Origin of the sequence: Shewanella chilikensis (assembly GCF_002836945.1) — a bacterium.
In the GTDB taxonomy this organism is placed as follows: domain Bacteria; phylum Pseudomonadota; class Gammaproteobacteria; order Enterobacterales; family Shewanellaceae; genus Shewanella; species Shewanella chilikensis.
This window is the reverse complement of the sequence record NZ_NIJM01000022.1, coordinates 1-19,461: the sequence shown is the minus strand read 5'-3', so window position 1 is coordinate 19,461 and position 19,461 is coordinate 1. Positions and strand designations below refer to the sequence as shown.

Below are 19,461 nucleotides of genomic sequence, written 5' to 3'. Positions count from 1 at the left end.
AATCGCAAAGGTCTCAACAGCAGATTATTTATGACTAAACTGGTCAGGATAAAATGAACCTGGCCTTGGTTAGTTTTGCTGCCCCAAACGGCTAAAATAACCGGGTGGATACCCGAGCCAATGCTTGAAACTTTGACGAAAGTGACAACTATCACTATACCCCAAACGCTCGGCAATCTCGCTCACCGACAGTTGGCCTTCGAGGATCCAGCTTACCGCTCGCTGACACCTTTGCTGATCCACCAGGCGTTGATAACTGCTGCCAAGGGCCGCCAACTTGCGCCTCAAACTACGACTGCTCATGTGTAACCTGAGTGCCATGGTTTCCAACGTTGGCACCAAGGGGAAATCGCCATCAAGTTCGTCAATAATTTTTTCAACCAGCGAACTCTGCTGCTCAAAACTTTGACTGCGACCTGAGAACTGAGTCAGATCCACTGCAAGCGCCAACCAAGATTTGTCGAGGCGCCATTCATTGAAATCACTCTGGAACTCCACCCGCTTGGCCAGTTTTACCAAACTTGCAGACTGCATCAAGATGCCGGTAACACTGATAGCGTTAAAAACTATCTCTTGTCCGGTCAACTCCCGCGCCAAACTCAGTAATGCGCCTATACTGTGAAGAAATTCACCACGATAGATTAACGGTTCGGCCCGGCCGGTATTAAGCCAGCGCAGACGGATTTGATGCTCATCCTCCAGCAGTAAAAGATCAGCAAAGCTGCCCACCCACTTGGGATGATTTAGCACAAACTCCAGGCACTCACCAAGGCTCCGACATTCTCCAAGCAAAGGCAACAGAAAACCCAAATCAGTTACCCGAGTGTAGAGCCCAGCCAACAGGCTAACATCCTCACGTCGACTGCGTTGCATTAGAAACGCTATCGTGGCGCTGAGTTGCCAAACCCTTACCCATTGGCACTCCTTGAGCTCATTGATACCCGTACCTATGTGCAGGCATATCTCTTCAGCAGCCTCGGTTCCCAATTGTGACTGAATAAAACGAATAAGGTTGGCCAGTTCAAAAGCCGGGTACGCCTGATCCCCAACCATCATATTGGCTCGGTATTTGATCTGCATAGCCATTGTTGTCTTTTTGTTGATTTCCAAAAAATGGTTTTAGCGTATCCAGCAAGAGAATTAAAGACACACGCATAAAAAACCCCGGGAAGCCGGGGTCTGATTATCGAGTTAGCGAGATACCAAAGATTAGATTGGTCGATTTTTCTCAGCCAACTTGTTATAGCAGGCGTTGAGCATCAAAGAAGCGCTGTGAGCCAACTTGTCGGCCAGTTTCTTACGCAGCTGATATTTCACTTTGATCACAGTCCTATCCGAGGCCAGCTTCAGCAAGAGATCGTCACTGGTGCCCACTTCATCTATGAGTCCCAGCTCTATAGCTTGCTGACCATACCAATGCTCACCTGTTGCCACCTTGTCCAGCTCCAGTTGCGGCCGATAGCGACCGACAAAGTCCTTGAACAGCAAATGGGTTTCTTCCAGTTCCTGTTGAAACTTGGCTCTGCCTTCATCAGTATTCTCACCAAAGAGTGTCAGGGTACGCTTAAAGTCGCCGGCGGTATGCTGTTCATAATCAATGTCATGCTTCTTCAGCAGCTTGTTAAAGTTAGGTAATTGGGCAACAACACCTATGGAGCCTATGATAGCGAACGGTGCAGCAATAATGCGGTCGGCAACGCAGGCCATCATATAACCGCCACTGGCAGCCACTTTATCCACGCATATGGTCAACGGCAATCCAGCACTGCGGATCCTGTCCAGTTGGCTGGCAGCCAGGCCATACCCATGAACCATGCCACCACCACTCTCAACACTGGCTACAACTTCATCACCTTCCTCGGCAATCGCCAAAATAGCGCTGATCTCTTCCCGCAGCGATGCGACTTCGGCGGCTTCTATGCCGCCTTTGAACTCGACGACATATACCTTGGGATCTTTGACGTCCCCGGCATCCAGTGCCTTGTCATGGGCTTTTTGCTCCGCTTTGAGTTGTTTCTCATAGGCCTTGAATGCCTTTTTGCCCAAGAGTTCAGCCTTGAGATGATGCTTGAGCGATTTGAGTTCATCACTGAGATGAGTCAGTTTCAACTCGCCCCTGTCACTCTTTTGTTTTACTGCCGAAGCCACCACAATCACCACTATGGCGCCGATAGCAACCACCAGGGTAATCGCCTTGGCAAGAAATAGTCCGTACTCGTATAAAAATTCCACTAAGGGGTTCCTTTCACTGCGAGAAAGCACACAAAATTGCGCTATTCTAGCAGTCCTTTTACGGATAAAAAAACCCGATGCAAATCAGTTAAGCGAACATCAATAAACTTGAGGGCTTCAGAAGGAGTTTGAAAGTCCCTCTAAAGCCCTCGTTGTCTCTATCGTTTGCCTATTAAAACGCCGTTTTATTTTTTCGGCCAAGTTGTGAGTCGAACATGCCTGATTATCTAAAGAAGTGGCAAACTAATCCGCATTTGGCGCTTGTATTCGTTAATGCCTTTCTTTCACTCTCAAAATGAATCAATTCCTATGTAAAATATCGCCGGTGCGAGTATCTACTTGGGTAACGATGCCTGATGGCCACTGACGAAGGCATCCAATGCTGTTCTGGCGCGGCTTTCAGCATCAGCCAGGCTGTCGCTTGCCTTCATAGGCTCAACCACTTCGTAATAGCACTTGATCTTGGGTTCGGTTCCCGAAGGCCTTACTATCACTCGGGCACCGCCTTCAAGATGGAAAGTCAGCACATCACTGGCCGGTAATTCGATGATCTCCCGCCGCCCATCGGCGTAACGCCGCTCGGCCGATTTGAGATCCTCGGTCACCAATACCGCCATGCCCGCAATGGACTCGGGAGGATTGGCCCGCAGATGGGCACCGATATCCGGCGTTCCCGGCTTAAGCGCTATGCTCACCTGAGTATTGAGGTGCAAGCCATAGTCGCGATAGAGTTGTTCCAGTCTGTCCCAGATGGTTTTATCCTGTGCCGCCAGCTCGGCAGTCAGCTGGGCAAAAGCCACCAGCGCCGACAGGCCGTCCTTATCCCATACCATGCTGCCCACTGTGTAGCCCAGCGCCTCTTCATAGGCAAACAGGAATTTATTGCTGTCGCTCTGTCGCTGCATGCCAACATTGGTGAGCCATTTGAAACCTGTGAGCGTGGTATAAAACTCACCGCCCTTGGCCTTGGCGATTTTGGAGAGCAAGGTTGAAGAGACTATGGTGGTTCCCAGTAGACGCTGATTGGCCGGCGCCTTGGACAATAAATAGTGGCCCAGCAAGGCTCCCACCTGATCGCCGGTAAGCATTTGATATTCGCCGTCATCACGGCGCACGGCCACCGCCAGCCTATCGGCATCCGGATCGTTGGCACAGGCCAGCATCGCCTGATGCTGCTTGGCCTCGGCAATCACCAGATCCATGGCGCCCTTCTCTTCCGGGTTGGGGAACTTAACCGTTGGGAAGTCACCGTCCGGTTTTTCTTGGGCGGCGACAGAATAAACCTGGGTAAAACCGGCATCCTTGAGCACTGTCTTGGCCATTTCTGCACCAACACCATGCATGGCGGTATAGGCCAGGCTCACCCTTTCGGGCGCCGTTTTGTGCTGCAACACATCGGCATGGAACACACCGCGGCGATAGTCCTGATAGAAATCATCCTGCAGCCAGATGAGTTTACCCTGCTTGGTGGCTTCACTCTGCTCCAGCCAAGGCAGCTCTTCGTTGGCAGCCTTATCTATGCAGGCTGCAATACCTGAGTCGTGTGGCGGAATGATCTGCGCGCCATTCCCCCAATAAACCTTGTAGCCGTTGTATTGCGGCGGGTTATGGCTGGCGGTCACTACGATGCCGGCGGCAGCTTCAAAGTGTTTCACCCCAAAGGCTACCAGCGGCGTGGCGGCCACTTTGGCGGTGAGTCGCACCTTAATCCCCATGGCGGTCAACACGCTAGCGGCATCATGGGCGAAGGTACGTGAATCATGGCGGCCATCGAAACCTATCACCACACCGCGGCTGGCGGCATCTTTAACCTGGGCGAGCAGATACTGCCCCAGGCCCGCTGTGGTTTGGCGGATAACCAAACGGTTCATTCGCATTGGACCGGCGCCGACCACGCCCCTGAGACCGGCGGTGCCGAAGGCCAAACGGCCGGCAAAGCGGGCGGCCAATTCAGTTTCATTGCCTTCGGCTTTAAGACTCAATAGCTCATCCCGGGTTTTAGGGTCGGGATCTATCTCCAGCCAATGTTTCAGTTGCAGCTCCAGATGAGTATTCATAGGGTGGCCTCTTTGATAATCAGTTTCATTCCAAAGTAAGAAAATCTCAGGTCCGCGACAAGTGAATTTGCATTAATTTTATGATTTTGCTCAGGCTTTAGAGCCCCTCTTCCGGTTTAAGTTAGCTGTTTGTCGTCAGTTTGGGGTGTCTACAGCGGCAATTAAGGACTAAGGAAGGTTGAGCTCTCGGCTTTCATAACACCTGTGACTTACAAACAGATAGGTGCAACTATTTCAGCGGGACATATTAATGGAGATGACATTGTTGAAGATCTCCTTGTCAAATTGCTGCTCCAGTTGCTGCCGCCAGGGCATGGGACAGACGCGCACCAGAAAGAACTGCTCACGAGAAGTGTCTGTCACAAACGCCATACCGTGCTGCATCAATTCGTAGTGGATATCATGGACAAACACCATGGAGAAATTCTGCCGCCCGGTTAGCTGGTTGATATCCTCACGGCTCATGCTTACCCCATGCTCTACCTGCTCGAAGCGCTTGTAAAGCCAGTCGGCAAACTCTTTGGCACTGACCATAGACATAATCCCATTCCTTATAGAAGTTTGAGCCACTCAAAGCTTTGTCAGCCGTTTGAAACCCAGCCAAATTGGCGATGGCATAGAGTGCCTATGGCGAGCCAAGTTAGTTAGTCATCGGCTGGCTATATTCATAAACTATAGTCGAGCACAGCAAACTAAGGAGTTGAATAGCCTTCAAACCGAATTGCACAGCTGAATTGATGGGGAACACATGAGGCGAAAATGCCTCGCAAACCTGATTGCGAGGCATTTAGCAAAACGTCAGAAATTATTATAAGGTTTTCTAAAACTTGAAAATATTATCCCCTGAATCCCGGTCCACCAGCTTGATGAAGGGGTCGACCCCGACATAGGCAGGCTTTTCGCTCAGCACCAGTTCGAGATGGTTCTCTCCGCTCTTGAGCCGATATTTCTGCAGCGACAACACCTGATCATCCTGCTTGAGCTTGTCCGGGTTGACCTTGAAGGCGCCTATATCAATCCATTCATCCAGCGGTACTTCCTGCTCGGCGCCCTTCTCTGAAGCGACCCGGCGCTGGGCATAGATATCCAGACTGACTTTAAACTGGCCTTCCGGCGTTTCGGTTACCTTGGCCTCGGTCAGACGCAGGTCATAGAGACTGATCTCAGAGAAGGAGTTCTCAATGAAACGCGCCTCGGCACCGTCCGTATTCCGTTTCAGATAGCTGAGCAGTTCCAGAGTGGTCGGGAAAGGATCGCCGCGGAACTTGTAACGCTCAAGGAATGCCTTCAAATTGGCATTGAGCCGTTCTTCACCCAGGCGGTCACGGATCCCCATCATGATCACCGAGCCCTTCTGGTAATGGATATAGCCCTGCCCTTCACTGCGCAGCAACGGCTGTTCGCCCTTACTTTCCGATGAGCGACCTCGCAGGTAGCGGTCAAGCTCATACTTGAGGAAGCGGCGCAGCATCTGCGGGCCATACTTGTGCTCCATCACCATCAGCGCCGAGTATTGCGACAGGCTCTCGGAGATAACCGCACTGCCCTGTACATCGGCAGCGCCAACCTGATGCCCCCACCACTGGTGTGCCACTTCGTGGGCCGTCACATAATAGACGGGGTCAATATTGTCCGAGTTGCGCAGGTCGGCGATAAAGCCGATACGCTCAGAGTAAGGCACAGTGTTGGCAAAACTCTGGGCAAAGGAGCGATAACCGGGAAACTCTACTATACGCAGTTGCTTGTGTTGATAGGGACCAAAAGCCTGGCTGTAATAGTCGATAGAGTCTTTCACCGACTCTATCATTCGCTCCACGTTCCAATAGTGGGCCGAATGATAGTACACCTCGATCACTATGCCCTTGTACTTCTGCCGGTCCACTTCGAAACGTCCGGAGAGGATCGAATAGAAGTTAACCATGGGGCTATCCATCTTGTAATGGAAGAAGTTGCGACCATTTTCACGCCATTGCCGCTGCAGGTATCCGGGCACCAGTGCCATCTGCTGGCCTGAGGTGGAAACCGTGGCTTCAAAGTCGATAAAGTCGCCGTCTACACCAAAGAAGTTCTGCCGATAAAAGCGCGTGTCTTCCAGCTTATTGGCTCTTGGTTTGTCTTCAAGAGCACGTTTCTCACGCTCGTGGCGATCGCTGAGTTCATAGCCTTCCTGATACCCAAACTGAGGCAGCAGCTCGATATTATTGATAAAGGTGCCGTTTTCGACCACAGACAGATCGAAGTTAGACTCTTCAACCCCTTGGGTTTCCCGAATCAAATGAATGCGGCCGCTGATTTTCTCCCCCGGCGGCAACGGCTTGTCAAACACCAGCCAACTGACATTGAATTTATCGTCAAACTCGCCCAGAGTCGCCCCCGGCAAGGTGATGCTGAGATCTTCCGCGCGGGTGTGGGACGGTAGACTGACCAGCAATTTGCTTATCGGCTTGTCCTGTTTGTTGACCCAATCAAGCTTGATATCTGCCTCGATTCGCCGTGACTCGGGATAGATATCAATGTCGGCCTTGACCGCAGTGGTGGTCAGCACGGGCAAAGACGCATACTGCTTGAATTTCTTCTCATAGTCGGCACGCAGGTCTGTTTCCTCATCATTGGTATAGTAATGATTGACCACCTTGGTCTGGTAGAAGAGATAGCTGCCGCTGGCAACAAACAGCATAACCCCAAAGGCCGCCAGCAAGCGTCCCTTGGCTCCCAGTTGACCGCCCAGCAGGGCAAACCTGTGTTTCAGAGGCTGTTTCGGCCCCCTGTGATAGAGGCCATAACCCAGCACAAACAACAATAGTGAGAAACCGCCCCAATAGAGCATATACAGGCTGTGGCTCAAGAGTCCCCAGCCGTAACCATTCATATCCGAATAGGCCAGATAAGGGGAAGCGCCGAAGTTGTACAGCGAATGGCCGAATCCCCAACTTGCCATCACAAAGGTCGTCAGGTAGTAGGCGACAAACAGTCCCATACCGGCATACTTGTTCGGGCTGAGCACCTGAAAGAAGAACGCCAGAACCGCCGACATCAGCAGTGGCAACAGATAGTAGAAGCCCAACCTGATGGCGTATTGAGCCAGTTCGAGATTGTACTGCCCCTTGATCAGTTGGAAAGTAATTGTGGTCAGGGTCGCCAACAGGTACAACAGTGCCATCACCAACACCACAGCCACCAGTTTGGAGGTCCAGAACACCAAATTCGGCACCGGCAGACTGTCGACTATGTCCCCCATTCCGGAGTTGCGCTCACGCCAGACAATCTCGGCGCTGTAGTAGATGAGTACTATCACCATCAGCAAGCCGGTGGCCCCGGCAATATTATCGACCATGTCCTGGGTCAGCGGCCAGTTGGAGGTACCATACCAACCAAAATCACCGAACATGGGCCCAACCAGGTTAAAGACGGTGAGCAGTCCCAAAATCACAAATGGTGCTGTGTAGAGCACCTGGCGGATTTCAAAGCCGACTCGGGCCTTGAACTGTGCCGAAGTCGATGGCGAGCTTGCGCGGCTCAGTTGCTGCAAGGGCTGCAATGCCGGTGTTGCAGACTGCTTGCCGGCGCGTTTGTCCTTCTTGCGAGTAAGTGTTGGTTGGCGCCAGACCTTGGCTACAAGCAGCAAGATGACCGCCAGAGAAAGCCACATGGCGCGGTTGCTGAGCATAACACCGGTCAGCTCCACCAACTGGGTGTTTTTCTCGGCTATGGTCCAGTAACGGGTAACGTCGGCAAAGGTGCGCAGTGCAAAGGGATCCAACATGGCTGCCAGCGTGCGAAACTGCGGCTGACTGGCCAGCTCGCCGGTGAGGTTGTAGATAATAAGCAGTGCTACGGCTGTCAGATACAAACCCATCATGGAGCGAAAACGGCTGGCCATGGCATAAAACAGCGCCGATATCAGCAGCAGGCTCGGCGCGGCCAACAGCAACAAGGGCAGCAGATAATAGCTGAGCTGATTTTCACCGAAACGGCTGGCATCGACCCAAGGCATAAAAGAGCCGAGCCACATCGCCAGCGGCACCATGGAAAACACCGCCATGACCACCAAATAACTGCCAAAAAAACGCCCCAACTGATAGGCCAGCGGAGTCAGCGGTTTGGAATAGATCAGTTCCTCCATCCCGTGCTGCTGGTTGCGCACCGCTGTACTACCGACAAAGTTGACCACGGCAAACATGGAGATAAAGCTCATGATCAGCAGGGTCTGGGCAATGCTGAAGGGGCTGTTCTTCAGCACCTCACCGCCACCACCTATCTGCACATTGTTGGATACAACGGATAGAAAGCTGATTAAAAACAACAGCAAAGAAACAACATAAAAAGATGGCTGCCGCAGATAGTAGCGCCATTCAAAGCGTAACATGGAAACAAACATGGGCAGTTCCTCAGGCAGCCTGAACCGGCTTGCTGTTGCGGTGGCGATGCAGGGTGCTGAAATAAAGATCTTCCAACCCCGGCGTTGCCTGAGTAAAACCTTCCGGCGCCGAATCGGCCCAGACATGCAGCACAGTGCGCCCGGCAAACAGGCGTTTGGCAATCACATTGAGCTGTTGTTCAAGCTTAGTGGCCTCGGCCTGGCTGACGGTGCGAGTCCAAATTTTTTGCTCCAAAGAGGCCACCAACTCCATGGGATTGCCCTGCAGCAGGATCTGACCACCAGCGAGCACCGCCATATTGGCGCAAAGCTCCGAGACATCTTCCACTATATGGGTCGAGAGGATAATCACCTTCTCTTCCCCCAGGCTCACCAACAAGTTGTGGAAACGGTTGCGCTCCTCAGGATCCAGGCCGGCGGTGGGTTCGTCGACAATCAACAGCTTAGGGTCGCCAAGCAGCGCCTGCGCAATCCCGAAACGTTGACGCATACCGCCGGAAAAACCGCTGACCGCCTTGTTCTTATGTTGATAAAGGTTGGTGTGTGCCAGTAAGCCATCCACCATCTCACGCCGCTCACCCTTGTTGTTGATCCCTTTGAGAATAGCCAGGTGATCGAGCAAGTCCCAGGCGCTAATCCTGGGGTAAACATTAAAATCCTGCGGCAGATACCCCAGGGTCTGACGCAATTTTTGCGGCTGTTTGAGAATGTCTATGCCGTCGAAACTAATGCTGCCGCTATCGGCACTTTGCAATGCGGCTATGGTGCGCATCAAAGAGGATTTGCCTGCACCGTTGGGGCCGAGCAGACCAAACATCCCTTTGTCTACCTGTAGATTTACATTATCCAGTGCCTTAACACCGTTGTCATAGGTCTTGCTTAGGGCTTCGATACTGAGCATAGTTTCCTCATGCCGGAGAGATAAATGATCACCAAGCTAGCATGATTTAAACCTTGCGATCCGCAAAAATTGTAACAAACAATCAACCATTTAACATACTTTGTTCGCTAACACCGATAACTTTTTGCTGAATAGTTTCTCTTGTGCCGGTTGCCAACGGCTTGCGGCGTCATCAAGAAGAATTAGCAGATACATGGATTATCCTGATCGGGCGCCCCTGGTTCGCGCTCCAAAGGATGTCGCCGGTGATGGATTACGCTATGTGCGGTACTTTGGCTGGACTATTTCAGTTATTGCAGCGCCACCTCAGGAAGGGGCTCAAGGCTGACTTGCCCCAGACTATGACGACTGTCGGCAAGGGTAAGCCTGATACGTTTGGCGTTGAACTCGATATAAATAAGCGCCGGCTTGGTGCCGGACAACAGCTGCAACATATCATTTGCTTATGATGTTCTTGAGCTTAAGTGACCAAGAGAGCGCCTTAGCTTATTCATCCCCTGCTCCATACTGACGATGACCCTGTAATCCAGGTCGCGCTTGGCGGCTGAGATATCGTAGTAGTGGCTGCAGGAAAGCTGTTTGGCGACAAAGCGGGTCATCAACGGCTCCTGCTTGATAGCCAGCAGTCGGTATATTCCTTCGAGCATGGCACCAATGGCGTAGGCCAGAGAGGCCGGTACCCGCTTTTCCACCGCGGGTAAATTGTCACAGGCAAGAATGCTGTCGAGCATGGCCGCCATAGTCAGGGGCTGATCGTTACTGACAAAATAGGCCTTGCCATTGCAGCGGCTAGGTTCGGCCAGCAGGCTTCTGGCCGCACTCAGGTGGGCAAAGGCGGCATTGTCGATATAGATGGTGTCCACCAATTTGTCTTCACGGCCCACCAACTTGAGCCGGCCCTTGCGACCTCGCTCCAGCACGCGGGGCACCAAATGAGGATCGCCAGGCCCCCAAATCAGGTGCGGCCGAATGGCCACTGTCTTCAAGCCGTTTTGGGCAGCGGCCAGCACCAACTCTTCCGCTTCCGACTTGGAGGCGCCGTAATGGTTGAGATAACGCCTGGCGTAGGGAACCGACTCATCGATACCTGCCTCATCCTTGCCATCGAAGGTGACACTCGGCGTGCTGGTATAGACCAGATAACCAATCCCCAATTCACGGGCGCAGGCGATGATGTTTTCTGTCCCCAACACATTGGGGCGAAAATAGCTTGCTCTGCTGCCCCAGACTCCAGCCTTGGAGGCAACGTGAAAGATAAGCTCACAGCCATCGAGGGCTTGTTTCAATGCTTGCTTGTCGCAAATATCGGCGCGCACCATGGTGGCTCCCATGGCCTCGAGCGCCGGATAATGGCCCCTGGCCACCCCCACTACCTGAATACCGGCGGCCAGCAGCGGCCGACATATGGCCGCTCCCAAAAAGCCTCCAGCGCCTGTCACCAATACCCGCTTGACTCGGGTCGCGAGTTCCCGGGCCAGCGCCAACAGCTCGGGATGAAGTTCATCATGCCCGGTTTCTTGTGACAAAACCGCTGTCTCTTGTGACAAAGCCGCGGGCAAATCCTGCGATGAGGCTATTGACTCAGGTGATTGAGATTGTGGTGCAGATGTGGCCATAGTGGGTTTCTGTCTCTGTTATCTATTTTGGCTTCCAGCCAACTGTTTTTGCGCCCAAACGGCAAGTTGCTCGCGAAATATCTTGGCATTGTGGCGCACATCCATGGGAAAACCAGGATGCAACATAAAATGCCTGATGCCTCGGGTCAGTGGCTGCTTGTCGGCAAGTGCCTGCAACTCGGTAAACAGCTGTTGCTGCTCAGTTGGCGACAGGAATTGCTCAAGCTCGATGCAGATAAGCGGCGCTTTTTCGGGCGCAGTGCTATCAAGGGAAGTGCTATCGAGGGAAGTGCTATCAAGGAAAGTGCTATCAGGGCCAGCAGTAAAAGAGAAAGCGCTCTCTTGGACTGTCCCCCCGCCGCCAGGCTTATTCTGCGTCAGCTCAACGCCAACCAGTGCCGACCGTTTAACCTGAGGATGGGTATTGAAAATCCGCTCACAGGGAATGGACAGATAGCGCTTTTGTAGCTCACCGTCCTTAATGACATCCACTCTGTGGGCCTTGCGGCCACACATCCATAAACGGCCCTCGGCATCAAGATAACCGAGATCGCCCATCCGATGCAGTTGCCTGCCTTCATAGGCAATCTTGGCCTGCTTGTTGGCGCCTTCACGGCGATAGTAGCTCTGGTTAACCACAGCGCCGTCAACGACGATTTCGCCTATCTCCCCCGTCGCCAACTCGAGAGTCGGCGACCAGCTGTCGATAGCCTCTTCACTGATCCCTATGATACTGACCCTTATTCCAGATACCGGCTTACCGACACAGATGCCGCCGCCCTTGTCGGTGATGGCGGCGGTAGCGCCAAGCGCCTTGCTGCCAATCATGGAGACAGGCAGGGATTCTGTGGCGCCATAGGAGTTGAGCACTTCGACATCCTCGGCCAACATGGCGGAGAAACGCGCTATCGCCTTGGGATCGGCCGGTGCGCCGGCGGATATCACCCGCTTCAAGCTGTGCAGCCGGCGCCCGTTTCCGCCGCGTCCCAAACGGTCGAGCAAGGCGGGGTTCACGAACATATTGCTGCAGGCATAGTGCTCTATGGCGGCAAACAGGTTTTCCGGTCTGGCGGTTATCGGTTTGCTGGCATCCATTTCAGGCACTATCGATGCCATCCCCAGCGCCGGTCCAAAGAGAGCAAATAGCGGGAAGGTAGACAGATCCCGCTCGCCGGGACGAATGCCATAGTCATTTCGCAGCGCGGTTATCTGCGCCTCAAACATACCGTGGCTGTAAACCACGCCTTTTGGGGTGCCGGTGCTGCCACTGGTAAACAAAATGGCCGCCATCTGCTGCGCGCCGAGCTGCGCCATGGGAAACGTGACTGACTCAGGTGCCCTGGCCAACAAACGGCTGACACTGCTGCCCCCCCAAGGAGGGTTACGCCCAAGAAAGCCTTCACCTGCCGTCAGCAACAAGCGGATACTGGGTTTGCCCCAACCGAACAGCAATCTGGCCACATGGGCCTTGGGGATCCCGATAAAGGCGTCGGGCTCGGCTTCGGCCAGACACTGCTTGAGCTTGGCGATCCCCATGCCGGGATCTACCATCACAGGGATGATCCCCGCCTTGAACAGGGCAAAGGTAAGCACAAAAAACTCTATCCCCGGAGTCACCATAAGCACGGCTTTCATCCCGGGCTTAAAGCCATAGTCGAGCAAGGCGCCGGCAAGCCGGTCGCTGTCGCTGTCCAGGGTCTTGAAATCAAGCTCCTGATAACTGAACTTACCAGCGCGGCGACGCTGCACGGCAACCGCCAGGTCTTCGCTCTGGTTAATGGCCGCCTGCTTCAGGTGGCGACACAAGTTGTGCCCCTTGGCGGAGTTTGCCTCTGGGGCCGGTTCATTTGCGGCCACTTGCGAGTCTTCGGCGGGTGGGAACATCTCAGTCAGCGCTCCCGGCAGAGGTTGTTTCCGCCGATGCCTTTTCTTCAGGGTTAGATGTTTGTTCGTCGGCGCTTTTTGCCACTGCCGTTTCATCAATAAAGCGGCGAATATGGGCTATCACCTCATCACTGGCGTCTTCAAGAATATAATGGCCGCAGTCGGCAAAGGCGTGCAGCTCGGCTTTGGGCAAGCGCTGCTGCCAACCTTCAAGGAAGTGCCGGTCGAAGACAAAGTCCTTGAGACCCCAAAGAATAATGGTCGGCACCTGGGTAAACTGCTGCAAACTGGCATCAATCGACTGCACCAAGTCCCAGTTTCTGTCGCCGGGCTTGAGCGGAATATCCTGTACAAACCTCAAAGTCGAGATTCGATTTTGCCAGGAGTTGAATGGTGCCACATAGGCACGGCGCACATCCGCGGCCATGGGCGCACGTTTGACCCCCACATAGGAAGCAGCGGACGAGAAGGCATTGAAACCCCGTACCAGCAGGGTGCCAAGCGCGGTATCGCGGCAGATTTTCAACGCCAGCGGCAAGGGCTTGCTCTTTGGCAAACCGAAGGCGGCGGTATTGAGCAGCACCAGGCGTTTAATCCGCTCGGGATAGCGGGCGGCATAGCCCATGCCTATCATGCCGCCCCAGTCATGCAGCACCAGCGTGATATTGCTGCGAATATCCAGACTATCCAGCAGTGCTTCCAGATCGTCGATACGCTGCGCCAGCGTGTAGTCATAGGCATCATCGCCCGGTTTGTCGGACAAGCCGCAACCTATATGATCCGGCACCACACATTCATATTGGTCGCTTAACGCCTGCACCAGGTTTCGGTAGTAAAAAGACCAGCTGGGGTTACCGTGCACCATCACCACGGCATCGGGGCGTTGGCCGTTAATCCCGGCAGGTTTTTCATGCACATAATGCAGTTTGTGGCCGCCGAGCGTGATGAAATGACGCTTGAACGGGAAGAGTGTATCTAGGGTGGCCATTGGCTATCCTGTTATTAATTTTGGTTATTTAGGCACTATTCTAATGGGCTCTGTCGAATGGGCATTGTCAAATGGCATTGTCTAAAGCCTGTATCAAGGGCTTACCAGCGCAGCCCCAGCATCATGCAGTTGAGTCCCGAGCCTATGCCAAGAAAGCTCACCCGGTCGCCTGCCTGCAAAAAGCCTTCACCGTGGGCCAGCGCCGCCGACACAGGCAAAGAGACAGTGCCCATATTGCCAAGGCGGGCAAAGGTGGGAAACTCTTTGTGCTCGGCAATGCCCAGGGCGCCCAGTACTTGTTTTCGGTTGGCAGCCCCCACCTGATGACAGATAACCTTATCCACTTGTCCGGCAAGCCACTGGCGCTGCTGCAAAAACTGCTCCCAGGTCTGGCGCGCCAGCTCCACCCCCTCCTTCAGAAGGGCAACGGCATCTGTGCGCATCACCTCGCGGTAGAGGCGGTTACCGACCTCGACAAAGCCCCACTGACACATCTGATGATGCTCAGGCGCCGCCAACTGACTGGCACCAAGCAACTGATGCTTGCGGGAGGTGGTAAGCGGCAAGCTGCCATCCGTGAGGATAACGGCCACGGCACCTGAGCCGCCGGTTAGAGTGGCCAGAGACGCCGCAAAGTTCGCCATGCTGGGATCGGCCAGCATCTGCTCTATGGACGCCTCGACTATCTCCCGGGATGATTCACAGGACACCACCATACCGGCGCGGATCTGCCCCAGTTCTATACGGTTGGCCACATCCAGAATACCGGACAGGACTCCCAGGCAGGCGTTGCTGATATCAAAAACGGCGCAGTCGCGCCCGATACCTATTTCAGAAGCCACAGCACAGGCCGTGGCCGGCTCATGCTGATCACGACACACGCCTGTGTATACCAAGGCGCCAAGCGCTTTGGGATCCAGCCCAGTCTCGGCCAGCGCCTTTTGGGCGGCGCACACTGCGCCTTGGGAGACCTTGAAGCCCTTGGGCCACCAACGACGCTCCTCAATGCCCGTCAGAGCAGCGAGTTGCCCAATAGGGATACGGAATTTTTGATAAAGCGGCGCAAGCCGGGATTCCAACTCGCGGCTGGACACCATTTCCGGCGCCAACTCATAAGCCAGACTATTGATATACACACGGGAATAATTCATGAAAAGCCAATCACTCTCTCGGGCGCTCTGTGCCCTTGTTATCTTTTGGGGTCGTGATAATTAAGTCTTATGCCCCAGGCTGGCGTCATTTGACCAAGAAACGCCGGGGTATTCAATAAAAAACGCATTAAGCCGGTACTTGGCGCCGACTAATTCCCCGCTTGAGAGGCATCTCTGTCCAAGCGGGCCTTGTTGTTTCATTTAGCGGCTACCAGGCAACCAGGCATGGATTAAGGCGTTGCGCGGCGTGGTGGCCTGCTCACAAAAGGCGCCGAGCTGCACCCGGTAATCGGCCTCCAACAGGAAACATACCCTATCGAGCAGCAGATACCGTTCAATAACCGGCCGAAACAGATGTGCCGCCAAGTCAATACGAGCGGTTAATCTGCGCCTTTGCTCCCCCAAGCGTTGATAGGCGGCAAAATCCACCGCCTCAGGCAATAGCACTCCCTTTTGCGCCGCGGCCCAAAGACAGAAGTCCTTGAAGCTGCCGGAAAGCTGACTCTGCCGCACCGCAGGCAGTGGCAGATAAGAGTCCTGAGCGCGCAGCTCACGCTGCAGACTATCGAATCCGAGCCGCCAACTGACCTCTTTGATCCTGTCGGCGCGCGCCTTTTGATTGGCAATAACACTGTGATTAAGCGGCAGTTGCAGCGCCGTCTTATCCAGTCGCAGCGCCTGCTCTTGGGCGCCTTGACTCAAGGGAGTGATATCGCCGGAGGGCAAGAGATGATAACAACACGGGGAAACCGAGACCACGGCAGTACCACTTGCAACCGCGCGGCGCAGCAGCGTCAGGTGCAGCTCGCCGCAGGCATGCAGCGCAATAGCATGCTGCTTGGGCTTGAGATAACAAGGCTCGGCGGCAAAGGCATCGGCACAGACAAATTGCTGCGGCAAGTTACGTTTCTTTGCCGCTAGCTCGCCGGCTTCGCACAAAGATGCTTGCCACTCCAGGCTCAATACCGCCTTGCCGCTCAAGGCGCTGAGCAGGCGCCCGAGATGCCCTTTTCCGGCGCACCACTCCAATAAAGGAAAGGGGTTGTTATGGGTGGCTATGGTATTGGCAAAGCGGCTTATCTGCTGCCATTTTCGGCCCTTGATACCGGCACTGAGCCGGGCCTCGGTTGACGCGCAAAGCTTAGGTTGGCCATTATCCAGCTCAGGTGCCGGATAATCAAAGAGATGCCAGGCAAAGTGTCTCTTGTCCCACAGGGCCAATTCCTGCTCGCTCAAATCTGCAGCCAAGGCCGGCCAGAGCCTTGCCAACAACAATGACTGACTGGCATCCACAGTCTCAAGCGCATCGTCATCAATAGCCCAAAGCGCCGCGGCCAGCTTGGCAAAGCGCTGCTGCCAGGGAAGTTTGCGGTGCTCGAAACTCCTGACACTCCAAAGCGCGCGGCTTGAGAGCAACAACTGACTGAGCTGTCGAAGCTCTGCTTTCACCTCGGGCAAGCTGCAATCAACTGCCGTCAGCTGGGTTTCAACCCTGCCGGCCACAGGCTCGGCTTGCCGGGGGGAATTCTGTTGGCAGTCACACATTTTACTGGCCCGATTAACTTAAAAGGGTCGCATTATAGCCCCTGGTTGCCTTTGAGGAAAATAGCGCCACCCAAGCAGGAAACAGGGGGCAAAGCCTGCGAAAAAACTGGGGTTGAGTCTCCCTCTTGCTGGTAGCTTTACAGCCAAGGGAAAAACCAGCAGTAAAGACAAATTCACATAACAAATTGATTAAAAGTGGATTATTGCTTCAATAAACTATGTCTAAAGCCCGATTATCATCTTTCCTGGCGGCCTGGCAATGAAAGCTGCCGCCGCTGTTTTCAGGTATAAATTTGCTCAAAGCTGTTACCTTTGCACCTGCCGCAATAGACTGGTGCATTCAAGCTGACAAAACAATCGAACGAACTCAATCTAATGAAATGGTCGAGTGAAATTGGTCGAGCGAAATCAATCGCGCCAATTCACGGCGCTACACTCCGCCGCTGAACAGAATATTGATAAGAAGGATATTGAATGATCCAATCTCCCTGCGTGGCGCGCTGCGGCCTCAATGAAGACGACTTTTGTATGGGTTGCCTGCGCCATATAGATGAAATCGTCAATTGGAGCCGTTGCCCGGATAAAGATAAACGCGCCATTATTGCCAAACTCCCGGAGCGAAAACGCGCCTTTTCGGGCATGGAAAACAGCGGCATTATCAGCAGAGCCAAATACCTTGAGGCAGAGGCCAGGCTTGGGCATAGCGACAAGAGCAAAACAAGCAAAAAAGAGTGATATAGCTTAAGCGTTCAAGGCAACCCAGACTTCAATAAAGAAAAAGACCGCGATTGCGGTCTTTTGGGGATGTATAGGTCACTCAGACATTACTGCGCTGAGTCGGCAGAACCATTTCCGTTATGGGAATGATGAGTTTCAGTCAAACGACGCATCAGCGGCAATACCGCCAACGCGATAAAGGTACAAACCAGCGCCGCTATTCCCAACTTGTTGAACAAGCTGGTGTAGATAGGCAGAGTCTCAAGCGGATCTGTGATGTTCTTAGGCACACTGGCGAAGTTGGCCACCACACCACCCAGATACTGAGAGATGCCCGAGGCGACGAAGTAAGCCCCCATCATAAAGCCACCCATGCGCTCAGGTACGTAACGGGCAATCATAGCCAAGCCCAAACCACTTACCAGCAGCTCACCGAGTGAGTATGCACCATAACCCCAGATCATCACCCAGGAAGAGGTCTTGCCATCAACGGCGAACATACCGGCGAAGCTGTAGATGAAGAAACCCAGAGCCACTACGGCAAAGCCCAGTGCGAACTTGGCGGCGATGGAAATATCCTTGTTGTTACGTCCGGCAGAGGCATAAACCCAGGCCAGCACAGGGCTAAGCAACATGATCCAGATAGGGTTCAAGGCCTGGAACTGCGCCGGTGACCAAGTCCACAGATCGACACCAAAGGCTTGGAAGTTCCAATCGACGTTACGCAGGGCAAACAGCGCCAGCGAGGTAGACATCTGCTGGTAGAACACAAAGAAGAATACTGTTTGTACCGTCAGTACCAAGGCGGCTATCAAACCGGCCCGCTCACTGGTTTCACTGTTTTTAATCAGGTAGATAAAGATACCGAGTACGGCAGCACCTGCGGTGTAAACAAAGGCGCGGGCCACATCTTCATATTCAAGGATAAAGGCTGAAGCCACTACAGACAGGGCCGCCAGGCCGAGTACCGCAAACAGCTTATTCATTTCCACCGGACGGGTATCCGGCTCTGAGCCATAGTTGGCCAGAGTTTTACGCATCATGGCGTAGTTGCCCAGTCCCACCAGCAGACCCACGCAGCAGACGGCAAAGGCCGCATGCCAACCGAACTCGTTGCCATAGTTGGCATTGACGTAATCTTTAATCCAGGGAGTCAACAACATGGAGAAGGTGGAACCTACGTTCACCGCCATGTAGTAAATGGTAAAGGCGCTGTCTATCTTGGAGTCGTCCCCTTCATAGATTTTACGCACCAGGTTACCGGCATTGGGCTTGAACAAACCGTTACCGACAACAATTACCCCCAGAGCCGAAAACAGGAACCAGGTGTTTTCGGTCGGCACTGTCATCAAGGCATAACCCAGAGACAGGATACCGGCACCGAGCAACATGGTGCGCTTGGTACCGAGAATTTTATCCCCGACCCAGCCACCAATCGCCGGCGACACATAAATCAATGCGGCACAGGCACTCCATACCAGGTTGGCGCGACTGTCCTCAAACCCTAGACGCTGTACCATGAAGTACACGATAAGCGCCTGCATACCGTAATAACCGAAACGTTCCCATAGCTCGATAAGTGACACAGTCATAAAAGAATGTGTCTTGCTTACCTTAGGAGACCCTAATGTCATTTTGCTTGCTTCCATCTTGATTTGAAATAATTGTCAGACGAGTATAAAACTGCAGGCCGCACAATCCAACGCCAACTCTGGGGCAAAACACACTTTGTCGCAATTCTCCTACTCAGCTCAAACCCCATTGATTACTTTTTAAACAAAACAGGATTGTTCTAAAGAGTAAAGCGGAGCAAACCCAGCTGTCATAAGGCTTGCCATTAGTTAATGCGAATTCTTATCAGTATCAAAATCATCAATCAGCCAAGATTAGAATCGCTTTAATCGGCGCCTTTGATATAAAAAAACCGCCCTTTGATGTAATGCCGATCAGTTAAGACAGATCGCTTGACGATCTCACTGAAAGGATCAAAAT

At 53.3% G+C, this 19,461-nt stretch carries 14 protein-coding genes; 1 reads left to right on the top strand and 13 read right to left on the bottom strand.

All coding sequences use genetic code 11. The features are described 5' to 3' along the window. Positions 1 to 69: 69 nt before the first annotated feature. The 12 genes from CX651_RS10165 to CX651_RS10115 form a co-directional block, all read right to left on the bottom strand. Entirely contained in the window at positions 70 to 1,086 is a 1,017-nt protein-coding gene (locus CX651_RS10165; protein WP_101055905.1) for an AraC family transcriptional regulator, read from the bottom strand. Positions 1,087 to 1,209: 123 nt separating this feature from the next. Then, positions 1,210 to 2,232: a protease SohB gene (sohB, locus tag CX651_RS10160; RefSeq protein WP_101055904.1), complete on the bottom strand. Its 1,023-nt coding sequence runs from the start codon at positions 2,230 to 2,232 to the stop codon at positions 1,210 to 1,212. A gap of 335 nt (positions 2,233 to 2,567) precedes the next feature. Next, positions 2,568 to 4,289: a phospho-sugar mutase gene (locus CX651_RS10155; RefSeq protein WP_101055903.1), complete on the bottom strand. Its 1,722-nt coding sequence runs from the start codon at positions 4,287 to 4,289 to the stop codon at positions 2,568 to 2,570. Positions 4,290 to 4,523: 234 nt separating this feature from the next. Then, positions 4,524 to 4,829 carry a hypothetical protein gene (locus CX651_RS10150; RefSeq protein WP_025009827.1) on the bottom strand — a complete coding sequence of 102 codons (306 nt, stop codon included), beginning with the start codon at positions 4,827 to 4,829 and terminating at the stop codon, positions 4,524 to 4,526. Between the two features lie 280 nt (positions 4,830 to 5,109). Continuing rightward, complete coding sequence (locus tag CX651_RS10145; RefSeq protein ID WP_101055902.1) at positions 5,110 to 8,667, bottom strand: ABC transporter permease/M1 family aminopeptidase; 3,558 nt, start codon at positions 8,665 to 8,667, stop codon at positions 5,110 to 5,112. Positions 8,668 to 8,677: 10 nt separating this feature from the next. Next, positions 8,678 to 9,568 (bottom strand): ABC transporter ATP-binding protein, encoded by an 891-nt coding sequence (locus CX651_RS10140; protein ID WP_101055901.1) that lies wholly within the window; start codon positions 9,566 to 9,568, stop codon positions 8,678 to 8,680. 290 nt (positions 9,569 to 9,858) lie between these two features. Further along, complete coding sequence (locus CX651_RS19850; RefSeq protein ID WP_157822678.1) at positions 9,859 to 10,002, bottom strand: hypothetical protein; 144 nt, start codon at positions 10,000 to 10,002, stop codon at positions 9,859 to 9,861. Between the two features lie 9 nt (positions 10,003 to 10,011). Further along, complete coding sequence (gene oleD, locus CX651_RS10135) at positions 10,012 to 11,094, bottom strand: 2-alkyl-3-oxoalkanoate reductase (RefSeq protein WP_373296822.1); 1,083 nt, start codon at positions 11,092 to 11,094, stop codon at positions 10,012 to 10,014. 108 nt (positions 11,095 to 11,202) lie between these two features. Further along, a complete protein-coding gene (locus tag CX651_RS10130; RefSeq protein ID WP_101055899.1) occupies positions 11,203 to 13,068 on the bottom strand; it encodes a fatty acid CoA ligase family protein in 1,866 nt (621 codons plus the stop codon). A gap of 1 nt (position 13,069) precedes the next feature. Further along, a complete protein-coding gene (locus CX651_RS10125) occupies positions 13,070 to 14,056 on the bottom strand; it encodes an alpha/beta fold hydrolase (RefSeq protein ID WP_101055898.1) in 987 nt (328 codons plus the stop codon). 101 nt (positions 14,057 to 14,157) lie between these two features. Further along, positions 14,158 to 15,207 (bottom strand): 3-oxoacyl-ACP synthase III, encoded by a 1,050-nt coding sequence (locus tag CX651_RS10120; RefSeq protein WP_101055897.1) that lies wholly within the window; start codon positions 15,205 to 15,207, stop codon positions 14,158 to 14,160. A gap of 201 nt (positions 15,208 to 15,408) precedes the next feature. Then, a complete protein-coding gene (locus CX651_RS10115) occupies positions 15,409 to 16,752 on the bottom strand; it encodes a class I SAM-dependent methyltransferase (protein WP_101055896.1) in 1,344 nt (447 codons plus the stop codon). Between the two features lie 474 nt (positions 16,753 to 17,226). On the opposite strand from CX651_RS10115, the gene CX651_RS10110 reads away from it, so the two are divergent. Next, a complete protein-coding gene (locus tag CX651_RS10110; protein WP_263619455.1) occupies positions 17,227 to 17,487 on the top strand; it encodes a DUF1289 domain-containing protein in 261 nt (86 codons plus the stop codon). Positions 17,488 to 17,576: 89 nt separating this feature from the next. Here CX651_RS10110 and CX651_RS10105 read toward each other — a convergent pair whose 3' ends face one another. After that, a complete protein-coding gene (locus tag CX651_RS10105) occupies positions 17,577 to 19,103 on the bottom strand; it encodes a peptide MFS transporter (RefSeq protein ID WP_101055895.1) in 1,527 nt (508 codons plus the stop codon). Between the last annotated feature and the right edge of the window lie 358 nt (positions 19,104 to 19,461).